Source organism: Streptomyces xingningensis (assembly GCF_054957865.1).
The window spans coordinates 143,885-158,823 of record NZ_JBDJPF010000002.1; the positions used below are offsets into that span (position 1 = coordinate 143,885).

Genomic DNA, 14,939 nt, shown 5'->3' on the forward strand with positions numbered 1-14,939 from the left:
CCCTTCGAACGAGCCGTGGTTCCGTGTGGTGCCGATCCTGTCATGGGGCACTGACAGCCGTTCTGTGGTGTGGCGGGGATTGTCGGTGGGCCGTGGCAGGATCGAGGGCGTGGCAGCAAAGGCATCGAAAGCATCCCCAGCGAACGAACCGACCGGCACCGAGGCAGCGGAGGGAGGCCGCCCCCGCCTGCTCCTGATGGACGGGCACTCCATGGCGTACCGGGCGTTCTTCGCGCTGCCCGCGGAGAACTTCACCACCTCCGACGGCCAGACGACGAATGCCGTCTATGGCTTCGCGTCGATGCTGGCGAACACCTTGCGTGACGAGCGGCCCACGCACTTCGCGGTGGCGTTCGACGTGTCGCGCAAGACCTGGCGCTCGGAGGAGTTTCCGGAGTACAAGGCGACCCGGTCGGAGACTCCCGATGAGTTCAAGGGGCAGGTGAAGCTGATCGGTGAGCTGCTGGATCACCTGCGGGTGCCGCGCTTCGCCGTGGCGGGCTTCGAGGCCGACGACGTGATCGCCACGCTTGCCACCCAGGCCGAGGCGCAGGGGTTTGAGGTCTCGGTCGTCACGGGTGACCGTGACTGTTTCCAGCTGGTCAGCGATGCCGTCACGGTGCTGTATCCGACGAAGGGCGTTTCGGAGCTGACGCGTTTCACCCCGGAGAAGGTCATCGAGAAGTACGGCCTGACCCCGGCGCAGTACCCCGACTTCGCGGCCTTGCGCGGTGACCCGTCGGACAACCTGCCCGGCATCCCGGGGGTGGGGGAGAAGACGGCCGCGAAGTGGATCAACCAGTTCGGTTCGTTCGCCGAGTTGGTCGAGCGGGTGGGCGAGGTCAAGGGCAAGGCGGGCCAGAATCTCCGGGATCATCTGGAGGCGGTGAAGCTCAACCGCCGGCTGACCGAGATGGTGCGCGATGTGGAGCTGCCCACGGGCCCCGAGGGCCTGCTGCGCGAGGGGTATGACCTGCCCGCCGTCACGGAGCTGCTGGAGCGGCTGGAGATCCGTAACCGGAGCCTGCGGGACCGGCTGTTCGGCACGGATCCGGTCGCGGCGGTGGCGGAGGAGTCCGCCGAGGAGGTCGAGATCGAGCTGGACGGCCGGATGCCGGGCGCCGATGAGCTCGCCCCGTGGCTGGAGGGCATTCCGGCGGAGGCGCTCACGGCGGTGGTGGCCGGCTATGACTGGCAGCTGGGCAGCGGAGACGTCCATGAGGTCGCCCTCGCCCTGCCCGACGGCCGGGCCTGCTGGTTCGTTCCGCAGGAGCTGTCCGAGGGCGATGACCGGGCGTTCGCCCACTGGCTGGCGGATGCGGGCCGGCCCAAGGTGCTGCACATGGCCAAGCGGGTGGTCCGGGTCTTCGCGGAGCGTGGCTGGCAGGTGGCCGGTGTGGTGATGGACACCGCCGTCGCCGCTTATCTGGACGAGCCGGGTGCGCGCCCGTTCGAGACGGATCCACTGAACCGGCACCGCCAGAAGCGCGCCGGCCGGGTGCGGTTCAACAAGGACAAGCGCCAGCTCACCGAGCTCGAGGTGCTGGTCGAGGACAAGCTGGGCCGGACGCTGCCGCGGGTCGACCCGGAGCAGGCCGAGTCCGGCCAGCAGGCCTTCGACTTCGACGGCACGGCCGACAGGGAGGCCGCCGGGAAGCTCATGCTCGAGGGGCGTGCGGTGCTGGATCTCGGCGGCTTCTATGAGCGGAAGCTGGCCGGGACGGGGGCGCTGGAGCTGATGCGGGAGCTGGAGTTCCCGGTGGGCGATCTGCTGGTGCGCATGGAGCGGGAGGGCATCGCGGTCGACCGGGCCCGGCTGGAGCGGCTGTCCGGGGAGTACCTCGGCGAGATCGAGCAGGCCGTCGTGGCGGCCCACCGCGCCGCGGGCCGGGAGTTCAACCTCTCCTCGCCCAAGCAGCTCCAGGAGATCCTCTTCGAGGAGCTCGGCCTGCCCAAGACCAAGAAGATCAAGACCGGTTACACCACCGACGCCGATGCCCTGGCCTGGCTCGCCGCCCAGACGGACAATGAGCTCCCGGTCGTCCTGCTGCGCCACCGAGACCGGGCGAAGCTGCGGACGACAGTCGACGGCCTGGTCAACAACGTGGCCGCCGACGGCCGTATCCACACCACCTTCAACCAGATGGTGGCGGCCACCGGCCGGCTGTCCTCCACCGACCCCAACCTGCAGAACATCCCGGTGCGCACCGCGGACGGCAGCCGCATCCGCCGGTGCTTCGTGGTCGGCGAGGGCTTCGAGTCCCTGATGACCGCCGACTACAGCCAGATCGAGCTGCGGGTCATGGCGCACCTCTCCGAGGACGAGGGCCTGATCGAGGCGTTCACCTCGGGCGAGGATCTGCACACCACCGTCGCCTCCCAGGTGTTCGGGGTGGCCAAGGCGGAGGTGGATCCCGAGATGCGCCGCAAGATCAAGGCGATGTCGTACGGCCTGGCCTACGGTCTGTCGGCGTTCGGGCTGTCCCAGCAGCTGAGTATTGCTCCGGATGAGGCGCGGCGGCTGATGGACACCTACTTCGAGCGGTTCGGCGGGGTGCGCGACTATCTGCGGCGGGTGGTCGAGGAGGCCCGGGCGACGGGTTACACCGAGACCATGCTCGGCCGCCGCCGCTATCTGCCGGATCTCAACAGCGACAACCGGCAGCGGCGGGAGATGGCCGAGCGGATGGCGCTCAACGCCCCGATCCAGGGCACCGCGGCGGACATCGTCAAGGTCGCGATGCTGCGGGTGGCCGGGGCCCTGGAGGCCGAGAAGCTCGCCTCCCGGATGCTTCTCCAGGTGCATGACGAGGTCGTGCTGGAGATTGCTCCCGGGGAGCGTGCGCAGGTCGAGGAGCTGGTGCGCCGTGAGATGGCCGGGGCCGTGACGCTGCGTGCCCCGCTGGATGTGTCGGTCGGTGTCGGCGGCGACTGGGAGTCCGCCGCACACTGAGCGCTCCGCCGGAAGTGAGGTCGTGCGGCTGCGGGCCGCCCGTGCGGTGCGGTACCGCACCGGACCTCGGCAAGCCTGCACAGCGGGTTCTCTTCTTCGCCGCGCGTTGTTACCGTGCCCCCGGATCTGATGTCCCGTCAGCTCTCCGGGAGGTTCAGCGTGCGCGCACTGGCCGCCGCGGCCATCGGACTGGCCGCCGCCCTCGCCCTGGTCCTCCTCCTCACCGCGGTCGGCCCGCCCGGGGGCGGGACGTCCCCCGAGCCGCTGCTGTCCTCGGTCCCCGCACACCCCTAGGGGCCCGCCGTGCGCCGCAGAGCCGGCCTCGTCCTCCTCGCCCTCGCCGTCTTCTTCGCCGCCCTGTCACCCCTCCTGCGCTGGTACGCCTACCCCAGGCTGGCCAAGGTCCCGGCCAACCAGTACCGGGCGACCGTGCTGGAGGCCAAGGACGCCACCCTCATCGACTACTCCCGGCTGGAGCCGAAACAGGTCGCCAAAGTGACCATGGTCCAGACCGTCAAGGGCGACGTGGCGCAGGCCCGCAAGGTCAAGCGAGCCACCGGCCGGGACGTCGTCGTCTGGGACACCCTCACCCATATCGCCGGACCCGACGGCGCGACGATCTCCCGGATCCCCGAGCGCTATGTCTTCGACGCCCACAGCCAGCAGCCGGTGCACGCGGGCGGCGAGCACGTCGACGGCACCCCGGTGCGCCACCAGGGCATCGAATACAAGTGGCCCTTCCTCGTGGAGAAGCGCGACTACCAGTACTTCGACCTGCAGACCCGCACCAGCGCCCCCATCCACTACCAGGGGACCCGCACCTTCCACGGCCTCGACGTCTACTACTTCGAGCAGACCGTCCCCTGGACCAGGGTCCCGGTGCCCAGGGTGCTGCCCCTGGGCGTCACCCCCGACACCGTCCGGCAGCTGGGACTGGAGCGCTGGTACACCACCAAGCGCAAGTTCTGGGTCGACCCCACCACCGGCAGCCCCGTCAACGGCGAGGAGGAACACCGGGAGGAGATGCGCTGGACCGGCCACCCGGAGAAAAAACCGATCACCGCCTTCGCCGGCGAGGTGAAGATGCGGCCCGACTATGTCGACTCCACGGTCGATCTGGTGAAGTCACAGCGCCAGTTGCTGCTCCTGCTCACGGACTACCTGCCCTGGGGGTTCGCGGGCCTCGGAGCCGCCTTGCTCGCCCTGTCGCTCGTCCTCGAGGCCCGCGGCCGAGGTCCGCGCGCCGCCGCAGGGGCGGCCCCGGATCCCGAAACCGAGATCGGTGTGCATTCACCCGGAAAGTGGCACAGGATGGAGGGAAAACCCGAACGGCCGGTCCCCGGCGACCGGGGGCCGCTGAGCAGAGGAGGCTCGCCGTGAAGGAGAGTCCCGAGGACGGATCCACCGGGTCCGGGCCGAGCCGGCTGTACACCGGCGGCGAGCGGCCCTTCGACCCCGAAGACCTGGTGATGGCCTCCGGCCATGACGTCACCCCCGAGCGGCTCGAGGCCGCCAAGCGCCATATCGAGGAGAAGGGGGCGGCCGCGCTGGAGCGCTATCTGCCCTGACGGGGCGCGGTGCGCCGGGTAGGAGTGGCCGACGAGGGGTCCTCCGGCCAGGGGTGCCGGGGATAGCGGCCGCGCAGCTCCGCCCGTACCGCCCGGTACCCGTCCTGCCAGAACGAGGCCAGATCCGCCGTCACCGCCGCCGGCCGCCCGGCGGGGGACAGCAGATGGACGAGCACCGGCACCCGGCCGCCCGCGACGCGCGGGGTCTGCCGCAGGCCGAAGAGCTCCTGCAACTTGACGGCCAGCACGGGCTGCTCACCCGCGTAGTCCACCCGGATCCGGGAACCGCTCGGCACCTCGATCCGCTCGGGAGCCAGCTCGTCCAGCCGGGCGGCCGCCCCGCTCGCCCACGGGAGCAGCCGTTCCAGCGCCTTCCCGGCATCCGGCCGCCCCGGCTCCCGGCCGAGCCAGTCCGCCACCTGCTCCAGCAACGCGGCATCGGCCACATCCGGCCATGGCTCGCCCAGTTCGCGGTGCAGGAACGCCAGGCGCTGCCGCAAGGCAGTCGCCTGGGGCGTCCACCGCAGCAGTTCCAGCCCTTCGCTCCGCAGACCCTCCAGCAGCGCCGCCCGGACCAGCGACGCATCCGGCGCGGGCAGCGCGCGAGCGGCCAGCTGCACCGCGCCCAGCCGCTCGACGCGCCGGGCCACCACCTCGCGCCGCTCCGCGGACCAGTGCGCCTCCTCGCGCTCCGCGAAGTACACACCGGCCGCCTCCCGGGCCGTGGTCTCGTCGATCACCGCGCCCAGCCGCACCCGCGCCGATGCGGCCGCGACCGGCCGGTCCGCCACCGCCACCGCGAGCCACCGCGCACCGCGCAGCCGCGAACCGTCACCCAGCTCCGCACCGGTCCCCGACACCATGAGACAGGAGCCCTCGCCCCGCGCCCGGGCCACCCGCTCCGGGAACGCCAGCGCGGCGACCAGACCGGCCGCCCCGTCGTCGGACAGCGTCGCATCGGACAACCTCGCGCCGGACGGTGCCGCGGCACGCCCCTGCGGTGCCGCGTCCCGCAGGCCGCTCTCCAGCCGCCGGGCCTCCGCCCGCCAGCGTGCGCCATAGGCGTCGCGGCCGCGCCGCGCGGTGCGCCACACCTCCGCCAGATCGTCGCCGTACTCCCGCGGCGGCTCCTCGCTCAGCAGTGCCACCACCTCGGCCGCCCGGCGCGCACCAATCTCCCGCGCGCCGTCCAACAAGGCGCGCGCCAGCCGTGGATGCACCCCCAGCCGTGCCATGCGCCTGCCCCGTTCCGTGGGACGCCCGCCCTCCTCCACCGCGCCCGTGGCCGTGAGCACGGCGCGCGCCGCGGCCAGCGCACCGGCCGGCGGCGGGTCGAGCAGTGCGAGTCCGGAGGCCTCGGGATCGCCCCAGCACGCCGCCTGCAGGGCGAACGCGGTCAGATCCGCGACGGTGATCTCCGGCGCCGGAAAGCGCGGCAGCCGGGCGTCATCGCCCTCGGCCCAGCAGCGGTACACCGTCCCCGGTGCCTCGCGGCCCGCCCGCCCCGCGCGCTGCCGGGCGGCGGCCCGGGACGCCCGTACGGTGGTGAGCGCGCTCAGCCCCCGTGCGTGGTCCATCCGCGGCTCCCGCGCCAGCCCCGCGTCCACCACGACCCGCACTCCCGGCACGGTCAGGCTCGACTCCGCCACCGAGGTGGCCAGCACCACCCGCCGTCCGGAGCCACCGGCCAGCACCGCGTCCTGCACGGCGGACGGCACCCGCCCATGCACCTGAAGCACCTCGGCACCCAGCGACCCGCCGCCGCCCAACAGCCCCGCCACCCGGGCGATCTCGCCCACGCCGGGCAGGAAGCACAGCACATCGCCCGCCCGCTCCCGCAGCGCCCGCCGCACCACGGACGCCACATGATCCAGCAGGACGGGGTCCACCCGCATGCCGTGCGGCGGGCGCACCGGCCGCTCCGGAGGAGCCCATATCACGTCCACGGGATGCGAGATCCCTTCGGCCGTCACCACCGGCGCACCGCCGAGCAGTCCCGCCCAGCCCTCGGCGTCGGTCGTGGCGGACGCGGCGACAAGCCGCAACTCCGGCCGCAGCGCGGCCCGTACGTCCAGCAGGAAGGCGGCGGCCGTGTCGGCGTCCAAGTGCCGCTCATGGCACTCGTCGAGCACCACGGCGTCGACACCGGCCAGTTCGGGGTCGCGCTGCAGTCTTTGCAGCAGCACACCGGTGGTGATCACCTCGACCACGGTCGAGGGTCCGGCGCGCCGCTCGCCACGCACCGTGAACCCGACCGTCCGGCCGAGCCGACCGGGGTCCTCGCCCAGCAGCCACGCCATCCGCCGGGCCGCCGCCCGGGCCGCGATCCGCCGCGGCTCGGCGACCAGTACCCGGCGGACGGGTCCCGGCCCGCCGGGCGGTACCAGCCCGGCCAGGGCCAGCGGCACCAGCGTCGTCTTGCCGGTGCCCGGCGGAGCGCACAGCACCGCCGCACCGTGCTCGTCCAGTGCGGAGGCCAGCGCGGGCAGCGCGGTGCGGACGGGCAGCCGCTCCAAGGCGTCGGTGTGGATCATGCGGCCAGTGTCGCCTCAGTCCCGCTCGCAGACGAAAATCGCGGTCCCCGGGATCAGATGGCCGCGCAGCGGGGACCAGCCGCCCCACTCCTGGGTGTTCCAGTCCGGCCACTCGGGCTCGACCAGGTCGGCCAGGCGGAAACCGGCCGTCACCACGTCGCGCACCCGGTCGCCCAGCGTCCGGTGGTGCTCCACATAGACGGCCCGGCCCGTCTCGTCCTGTTCCACATACGGGGTGCGGTCGAAGTAGGAGGCCGCAACCGAGAGGCCCTCGGGCCCCGGCTCGTCCGGGAAGGCCCAGCGGAGGGGATGGGTGACCGAGAAGACCCAGCGTCCGCCGGGCCGCAGCACCCGGTGCACCTCGCGCATCACCCGCACCGGGTCGGCCACAAACGGGACCGCGCCATAGGCCGAGCACGCCAGGTCGAAGGACCCGGCCGCGAAGGGCAGCGCCCCGGCGTCCGCCTCCACCAGCGGAATGTCCCCGCCGATGCGCAGCGCGTGCTGCAGCTGCCGGTGCGAGAGATCGAGGGCGACGGGCCGGCCGCCCTGGGCGGCCAGCCAGCGCGAACACTGTGCGGCGCCGGCCCCTATCTCCAGGATGTCGAGTCCTTTGAGGGCGCTCGCCGGGCCCAGCAGCTCCGCGTCCGCCTCGTCCAGCCCCTCCGGGCCCCAGACGAAACGGTCGTCACCCAGGAACCCTCCGTGCTCGTTCTGGTACTCGTCGGCGTTCCGGTCCCACCAGCCACGGCTGGCCCGGCTGCTCTCGGACGCACCGGTGTTCCGCCGGGTCGCTTGCGGCTCATACTCTGGGATCATCTCGGCGGTCATGCCCTCGGCGGTAGTCTTCGGCGTCTTCGGTCTTAGGCGTCTTCGGCGTCCCGGGTGTCCTGGCAAGTCGTCCGGCGTGACGCCCGGCGGGCCGTCGCGGGGCCTTGATGGCCTCGCGGAACGTGAGTTGTGTCAGCTATGGGGCGTTTTGTCCCTGGTGTGCGCCTTCGCGCATTGACCGTGTCCGGCTGCCCCCGTATGCTACAAGTTGCGCTGCGGGCCTGCGCGCCTCGGACGGAGCAGGCCGCTTTCGCACATGTTGTATGTCCCCTCGGTTGTCGAGGCGCTTCCGACGTCTTCGAGTCCTTCGAAGCTCTTCGGAAAGTGCGCCTCCAAGGCTGTCCGGCTTCGGCGGTGCGATACACGGGCTCTCGGCGTAGCAGTACCTACGACTCAATGTCCGTACCGGAGCCCTTTCCCACATGACGAGCAGCACCGAGACCACCGCCACCACCCCGCAGGTTGCGGTCAACGACATCGGTAACGAGGAAGCCTTCCTCGCCGCGATCGACGAGACGATCAAGTACTTCAACGACGGCGACATCGTCGACGGCGTCATCGTGAAGGTCGACCGGGACGAGGTCCTGCTCGACATCGGTTACAAGACCGAGGGTGTCATCCCCTCCCGCGAGCTCTCGATCAAGCACGACGTCGACCCCAACGAGGTCGTCAGCGTCGGTGACCAGGTCGAGGCCCTCGTTCTCCAGAAGGAGGACAAGGAAGGCCGCCTGATCCTGTCCAAGAAGCGCGCTCAGTACGAGCGGGCCTGGGGCACGATCGAGAAGATCAAGGAAGAGGACGGCATCGTCACCGGTACCGTCATCGAGGTCGTCAAGGGTGGTCTCATCCTCGACATCGGCCTCCGTGGCTTCCTCCCGGCCTCGCTGGTCGAGATGCGCCGCGTCCGCGACCTCCAGCCCTACGTGGGCAAGGAGCTCGAGGCCAAGATCATCGAGCTGGACAAGAACCGCAACAACGTGGTCCTGTCCCGCCGTGCCTGGCTGGAGCAGACCCAGAGCGAGGTCCGCCAGACCTTCCTCACCACCCTGCAGAAGGGTCAGGTGCGCTCCGGCGTCGTCTCCTCCATCGTCAACTTCGGTGCCTTCGTGGACCTGGGCGGCGTCGACGGTCTCGTCCACGTCTCCGAGCTGTCCTGGAAGCACATCGACCACCCGTCCGAGGTCGTCGAGGTCGGCCAGGAGGTCACGGTCGAGGTCCTGGACGTCGACATGGACCGCGAGCGCGTCTCCCTGTCGCTCAAGGCGACCCAGGAAGACCCGTGGCAGCAGTTCGCCCGGACCCACCAGATCGGTCAGGTCGTCCCGGGCAAGGTCACCAAGCTCGTTCCGTTCGGTGCGTTCGTCCGCGTCGACGAGGGCATCGAGGGCCTGGTCCACATCTCCGAGCTGGCCGAGCGCCACGTGGAGATCCCGGAGCAGGTCGTCCAGGTCAACGACGAGATCTTCGTCAAGGTCATCGACATCGACCTCGAGCGCCGCCGCATCAGCCTCTCGCTGAAGCAGGCCAACGAGTCCTTCGGTGCCGACCCGTCCGTGGTCGAGTTCGACCCGACCCTGTACGGCATGGCCGCGTCCTACGACGACCAGGGCAACTACATCTACCCCGAGGGCTTCGACCCCGAGGCCAACGACTGGCTCGAGGGCTACGAGAAGCAGCGCGAGGAGTGGGAGCACCAGTACGCCGAGGCGCAGCAGCGCTTCGAGCAGCACCAGGCGCAGGTCATCAAGTCCCGCGAGGCCGACGAGCAGGCCGCTGCCGAGGGTGCTGCTGCCCCGGCCGCCGCCGGCAACGCCGGTGCCGCCTCCGGCGGCTCGTACTCCTCGGAGTCGGACGACAACTCCGGCGCCCTGGCGTCGGACGAGGCGCTCGCCGCGCTCCGCGAGAAGCTGGCCGGCGGCCAGAGCTGAGGCTCCGGTCGTCAGCGGCTGACAGCTGACCGAGTCAAGGCCCGCTCTCCCTTCGGGGAGGGCGGGCCTTGTCGGTGCCCGGGCTTGTCGGTGCCCGGCCGCCATATCCGGTGTTTGCCGCCCGGCGGGAATGGTCCGGGCCGCCAAGAGCGTTCCCCCTTACGGAACCTGAGGGAGGAACGGTCACTGTGTTGGATCCGCAGGGTTTGTACGAATGGGAGTCCAAGGGGCTCGCCGTGGCCGACCTGGCCCTGGCTCAGGACACGGCCGGTCTGGTCATGCTCTACCACTTCGACGGCTATATCGACGCCGGGGACACCGGCGACCAGATCGTCCGGCGGATGCTGGACGGGCTGCCGCACCAGGTCGTCGCCCGCTTCGACCACGACAGGCTGGTCGACTACCGGGCACGCCGTCCCCTGCTCACCTTCCAGCGCGACCGCTGGACCGCGTATGAGACGCCCAAACTCGAGCTCCATCTGGCGCAGGACGCGACGGGTGCGCCGTTCCTCCTGTTGGCGGGCCCCGAACCCGATGTGGAGTGGGAGCGATTCGCGGCGGCCGTGGGTCAGCTGGTGGAGCGGCTCGGGGTGCGGCTGTCCGTCAACTTCCACGGCATTCCCATGGGCGTTCCGCACACCCGGCCGGTGGGGATCACCCCGCATGGCAACCGCGCCGAGCTGGTGCGCGGTCAGACCAGCTATTTCGACGAGGCCCAGGTGCCGGGGAGCGCGGAGGCGCTGGTCGAGTTCCGGCTGGCGCAGGCGGGGCACGATGTGCTGGGCATTGCCGCCCATGTCCCGCACTATGTGGCGCGCTCCCCGTACCCCGACGCCGCGTTGACGGCCTTGGAGGCGCTGACCGCTGCCACCGGGCTGGTGCTGCCCAATGTCGCGCATGCCCTGCGCACCGAGGCCCTGCGCACCCAGGAGGAGATCGAGCGCCAGATCGCCGAGGGTGATGAGGAACTGGTCGCGCTCGTCAGGGGGCTTGAGCACCAGTACGATGCGGTGGCCGGGGCCGAGACGCGGGGAAACCTGGTCGCCGAGCCCGTCGAGCTACCGTCCGCCGATGAGCTGGGTGCGGAGTTCGAGCGATTCCTGGCCGACCGGGAGGGCGACGGCGGGCACTGACCGGTGGGCCGATAGCGTGGGGCCCATGTTGACGGTGGGCCTCACGGGCGGAATTGGTTCGGGCAAGAGCGAGGTGTCGCGACTGCTCGCCGCGCATGGCGCGGTGATCATCGACGCGGACCGGATCGCGCGCGAGGTGGTCGAGCCGGGAACGCCCGGGCTCGCCGCGGTCGTTGCCGAGTTCGGGCCGGAGATCCTGACCCCGGACGGCGCTCTGGACCGGCCGAAGCTCGGCGCGATCGTCTTCGCCGACGAGGGGCGGCGCAGGGCGCTCAACGCCCTGGTGCATCCACTGGTGCGCGCTCGCTCCCGGGAACTGGAGGCCGCGGCGGGTCCGGACGCCATTGTCGTCCAGGATGTCCCGCTGCTCGTCGAGAACGCCCTCGCCCCGCTCTACGATCTGGTCGTCGTGGTCGACGCCGGCGTGGAGACCCGGCTCGACCGGCTGGTGCGCCTGCGGGGCATGACCGATGACGAGGCACGGGCCAGGATGGCCGCGCAGGCGACTCGCGAAGAGCGGCTGGCGGTGGCCGATCTGGTCATTGCCAACGACGGCCCGCTGGAAGAGCTGGCGGCCCGGGTGAGCCAGGTCTGGGCGGAGTTGACCGCGCGCGCCGAGGGGACGAACGGCCGGGAATAGAGCGGGCTTTCCCGGGCGTTGACGGCCGCAACAGCGAAAGGGAAGGACAGCGGACGTGCCCCAGTCGACACCTGAGACTCATGTCATCGATTTCCGTGCGGCCGAGCAGCTGTTGGACGCCCGGGATCCGCGCGGTGCGGTCAAGCTGCTGGATTCGGTGATCGCCGCCCACCCCGAGAACACCGCCGCTCGTCTGCTGCGGGCCCGAGCCTATTTCGCAGCCGCTCGACTCCCCCTCGCCGAGCGAGAATTCCGGCTGGTTCTGGAGCGCGAGCCGGACAACGCCTTTGCGTACTTCGCCCTGGCCCGCACGCTGGAGCGGGGCGGGCGCGGTGCAGAGGCCGTCCGTCATTTCCGGCTCGCCGCCGCCCTCGACCCGCGCCCGGACTTTGTCGCGGCGGCACGTTTCGGCGAGCACGGCTGAGCGTTGGATCCACGGGCCGCGGTGCTCATTCGATCGGGTGAGCACCGCGGCTCTCCACGCCCGGGCGGAGTGCCGGCGTTGTTAGCATGCCGCCTTCGGCAACTGCGGCCTGGGAGCGGACACATCGAGCGGACACACCGGATGGACCTACGTGTCTCATCAGCCGATCTCGAGGGTTTCGCCCGACTGGTCCGCCGCGCCGCGGACGACGCGGCGGAGGCCCGGGCGTACACCGCAAAATACGGTGCCGTTGACGTTGCCGAGCAGGGCCTGCTGACCAGGATCATCACCCTGCACGGCGACCTGGAAGGCGTGGTGACGGAATCCCTGGGGCGGCTGCAGGCGATCCTGGCCGGCTCGGCGGGTGAATTGCACAAGGCGGCCGGCTATTACCGGGCGACGGATCTCGCGCGGGCCGCCGAGCTGGATGCCGCCTATCCGGAGGTGCGGCGATGACCGGCGGCGATCCCTACGCGGATGTCGCCCGCGCCACCGCCCGGCTGACCGCTCCCGGCGAACCCGAGCGATTCGTGGCGCCGCTCAGGATTCTCGACGGGGTGAGCACACTGATCAGCCCGGCGGCCTGGGCGGCCGAAATCCTCGCCCTTGTCTTCGACTTCGACCCGCTCGAGGAGGCACAGCGCTATCTGGCCGGAGACTGGGAGGCCTATGCGCGCTGTGCCGAACTCTGGGCGAATCTGGCCCGGTTCTGCGAAGATCTGGCGGCCAATCTGGAGGCGGGAAACCGGCGGGTCGGCGCGGCATGGGACGGCCATGCCGCGGACGCAGCCCAGGCCTACTTCGACTCCCTGGCCGGAAATCTGCAGGACATCAAGTGCTCGCTCGAGACCATGCGCACGCAGTATCTCGTCACGGCCAGTGGGGTGTCGACGACGGCCGACGCGGTGGGGCAGCTGTTGGGACAGATCGGCGACAGTGCGGCGACCGCCGCCATCTGCTGGGCGGCCGGGACGGCACTGTCCTGGACGGGCTGGGGCGCGGTGAGCGGATACGCGGTCGGGGCCTGTGAGCTGGTGCGCATCGGCGAGCTGTGGGCCGAGGTCACCAGGACGGTGAACGCGCTGCGCTGGAAAACCGATGCCGCATATGGGGTGTTGGCGACGGTGGGGGCCGAAGTGGCGGGCGGATTCAATGAATTCCCGCTGCCGCCCGCGGGCTATACCCATCCCGCGGTATGAGCCGGACAGGAGGAATGAGGTGCGGGAACACCGCGTGGGGCATGAGGAATTCCTCGCGCCCGGCCGGGACCGGGCCGGGGCACGGTTGGTTCACCAGGCCCTTGAACGACTGGCCGACGGCAGCGCCGGGAGCGTCCTGAAGGAAATGGCCGAGGAAGTCCTCTCCGGCCGCATGGGCCTGGACGAGGCCATGCGCATCGGCCCGTACGCCCAGGCCCTCGGCGACCGGATGCGCTCCGCGCGCACCGCCTGGGAGCGCACGCCGGACGAGGTCCGCGAGCGGGAGGTGAGCCGGGCGGGCCGGTTCCTCGCCGCCCGTGCCGACCCATCGGACCCGCCCTGAGACCGCCGCCGACCAGAGTTGTCAGGATCCGCCCGGCCGCCTGGGGTCCCGGACCGGCTCGTACGGTGGCACATCCCGCCCCGGCTGGTAGTGCGGTCCCTGCCGGATGTGCCGGACCACCACCGCCAGGTCGACGACGGTCACCAGCAGCAGGATCCCGAAGGCGATCGCCCACCCGGGGTGCCCCGTGACGGCGAACAGCGCGGTGCCCGCGCCGGCACAGACCAGGCCCCAGGTGGCGAGCCCGCACCGCAGCCGCAGGGGGCTCCGCGCCGTCATCGGTTCATTGCCGGTACGCATGGCGCAACATCTCCTTCCCCCACTCCTCAACCTCGCGGGGGACCCCCATCCAGCATCCACCCTGGTGCGGCCGTCAGGGAATCGTGTCCAGGAAATCGAGGACGGACGGGTTGGAATGATCCCTGGCGTCCTCGGCGAGCGCCGCCGCCGTGATGTGCGGCGCATTGCTGATGACGCGGTCCACGCCCAGGTGCGCGAGGGACACGGCCCGGTCGGCGTCGTCCACCGTCCACGCGGAAATCTCCAGCGGCCTGCCGTGCGGGCCCCGCACGGCATGGACCGAACGGACCCAGTCGGCGGTGACCGCCCGGTGGCTCGGGTTGATCTGATCGACGAACCCGGCGTACGAGCGCAGCTCCGCCGCCTGGGGAGCACCCAGGAACCCCGTGGTCACATCGGGGCGCAGCCGGTGGAACATCCGCAGCGACGAGGCGCTGAAGCTCTGCACCACCAGCCTGCCCCCGATGTGCCGCCGGTCCAGCCAGCCGGAACGGCCCAGTTCCGCCACGATCTGCCGCTCGATGCCCGGATACAGCTCGGGCGCCTTGATCTCCATCAGCAGCTTCTGGCGGTTGTGGTCGATGCGCCGCAGATAGCGCCCCAGGGTGGGCACCCGCTCACCGGTGAACCGACGGCCGAACCAGCCACCGGCGTCCAGCCTTTCGATCTCGGCGAGTGTGAAGTCCGAGACTCTCCAGGGCGCGCGGCCCGGAAAGCGCCGCTTGACATCGGTGGTGCGGGCCAGGCCGGTGTCGTGCAGGACGATGAGGGCGCCGTCCCTGGTGCGCTGGACATCGTTCTCCACCCAGTCGATTCCCAGGCGGGCCGCCCGGTCGATGGAGGCGAGGGTGTTCTCCGGCGCCTGGACGGGCACCCCGCGGTGACCGATGGTGATCACCGTGTGGTGGCGTGGCGTGCGGACCGAGGCCGTCGCGGGCGGGCCGGTGAGACCCACCGTCACCGCTGTGGTCAGGGAGAGGACGATCAGGGCGCGAAGCACGGTCGGGGCGGAGCGGATGCGCATCGGTCTCCTCACGGCGGGCCCTGGGATGTGAAACGGTCGTACAGGACACCCATACTCGATCT

At 71.1% G+C, this 14,939-nt stretch carries 15 protein-coding genes; 11 read left to right on the forward strand and 4 right to left on the reverse strand.

The features are described 5' to 3' along the window. Positions 1-196 precede the first annotated feature (196 nt). From polA to ABCR83_RS01905, 4 genes are all read left to right on the forward strand, one after another. A complete protein-coding gene (gene polA / locus ABCR83_RS01890) occupies positions 197-2,953 on the forward strand; it encodes a DNA polymerase I (protein ID WP_462692704.1) in 2,757 nt (918 codons plus the stop codon). 159 nt (positions 2,954-3,112) lie between these two features. After that, positions 3,113-3,247, forward strand: coding sequence for an SPW_0924 family protein (locus ABCR83_RS01895; RefSeq protein ID WP_462692706.1), 135 nt, complete (start codon positions 3,113-3,115; stop codon positions 3,245-3,247). A gap of 9 nt (positions 3,248-3,256) precedes the next feature. Further along, a complete protein-coding gene (locus ABCR83_RS01900; protein ID WP_462692596.1) occupies positions 3,257-4,333 on the forward strand; it encodes a PorA family protein in 1,077 nt (358 codons plus the stop codon). Further along, complete coding sequence (locus ABCR83_RS01905; protein ID WP_462692598.1) at positions 4,330-4,521, forward strand: hypothetical protein; 192 nt, start codon at positions 4,330-4,332, stop codon at positions 4,519-4,521. Before ABCR83_RS01900 ends, ABCR83_RS01905 begins: the two co-directional genes overlap by 4 nt. Here ABCR83_RS01905 and hrpB read toward each other — a convergent pair. Together hrpB and ABCR83_RS01915 are read right to left on the reverse strand one after the other, a co-directional pair. Continuing rightward, positions 4,509-7,055 carry an ATP-dependent helicase HrpB gene (gene hrpB, locus ABCR83_RS01910; protein ID WP_462692600.1) on the reverse strand — a complete coding sequence of 849 codons (2,547 nt, stop codon included), beginning with the start codon at positions 7,053-7,055 and terminating at the stop codon, positions 4,509-4,511. The genes ABCR83_RS01905 and hrpB overlap by 13 nt on opposite strands. 15 nt (positions 7,056-7,070) lie before the next feature. Then, positions 7,071-7,874 carry a class I SAM-dependent methyltransferase gene (locus ABCR83_RS01915; protein ID WP_462692708.1) on the reverse strand — a complete coding sequence of 268 codons (804 nt, stop codon included), beginning with the start codon at positions 7,872-7,874 and terminating at the stop codon, positions 7,071-7,073. 434 nt (positions 7,875-8,308) lie between these two features. On the opposite strand from ABCR83_RS01915, the gene rpsA reads away from it, so the two are divergent. The 7 genes from rpsA to ABCR83_RS01950 all read left to right on the forward strand — a co-directional run bounded on the left by rpsA (position 8,309) and on the right by ABCR83_RS01950 (position 13,553). Next, a complete protein-coding gene (gene rpsA, locus ABCR83_RS01920) occupies positions 8,309-9,814 on the forward strand; it encodes a 30S ribosomal protein S1 (protein WP_462692602.1) in 1,506 nt (501 codons plus the stop codon). 188 nt (positions 9,815-10,002) lie between these two features. Then, positions 10,003-10,947, forward strand: coding sequence for a proteasome assembly chaperone family protein (locus ABCR83_RS01925; protein WP_462692604.1), 945 nt, complete (start codon positions 10,003-10,005; stop codon positions 10,945-10,947). A gap of 25 nt (positions 10,948-10,972) precedes the next feature. Further along, positions 10,973-11,587 carry a dephospho-CoA kinase gene (coaE, locus tag ABCR83_RS01930; RefSeq protein ID WP_462692606.1) on the forward strand — a complete coding sequence of 205 codons (615 nt, stop codon included), beginning with the start codon at positions 10,973-10,975 and terminating at the stop codon, positions 11,585-11,587. Positions 11,588-11,642: 55 nt separating this feature from the next. Beyond that, on the forward strand, positions 11,643-12,011 hold the full coding sequence (locus ABCR83_RS01935) for a tetratricopeptide repeat protein (RefSeq protein ID WP_462692608.1): 369 nt from the start codon (positions 11,643-11,645) through the stop codon (positions 12,009-12,011). A gap of 141 nt (positions 12,012-12,152) precedes the next feature. Beyond that, complete coding sequence (locus ABCR83_RS01940) at positions 12,153-12,467, forward strand: hypothetical protein (protein WP_462692609.1); 315 nt, start codon at positions 12,153-12,155, stop codon at positions 12,465-12,467. Beyond that, positions 12,464-13,210, forward strand: coding sequence for a hypothetical protein (locus tag ABCR83_RS01945; RefSeq protein WP_462692611.1), 747 nt, complete (start codon positions 12,464-12,466; stop codon positions 13,208-13,210). Before ABCR83_RS01940 ends, ABCR83_RS01945 begins: the two co-directional genes overlap by 4 nt. A gap of 19 nt (positions 13,211-13,229) precedes the next feature. Next, entirely contained in the window at positions 13,230-13,553 is a 324-nt protein-coding gene (locus ABCR83_RS01950) for a hypothetical protein (protein WP_462692613.1), read from the forward strand. A 21-nt stretch (positions 13,554-13,574) separates the two neighbouring features. Here ABCR83_RS01950 and ABCR83_RS01955 read toward each other — a convergent pair whose 3' ends face one another. Together ABCR83_RS01955 and ABCR83_RS01960 are read right to left on the reverse strand one after the other, a co-directional pair. Further along, positions 13,575-13,853 carry a DUF6343 family protein gene (locus ABCR83_RS01955; protein ID WP_462692615.1) on the reverse strand — a complete coding sequence of 93 codons (279 nt, stop codon included), beginning with the start codon at positions 13,851-13,853 and terminating at the stop codon, positions 13,575-13,577. A 73-nt stretch (positions 13,854-13,926) separates the two neighbouring features. After that, the gene (locus ABCR83_RS01960; protein ID WP_462692617.1) at positions 13,927-14,877 is read right to left on the reverse strand and encodes a glycerophosphodiester phosphodiesterase; all 951 of its coding nucleotides are present in this window, start codon (positions 14,875-14,877) and stop codon (positions 13,927-13,929) included. Positions 14,878-14,939: the final 62 nt, after the last annotated feature.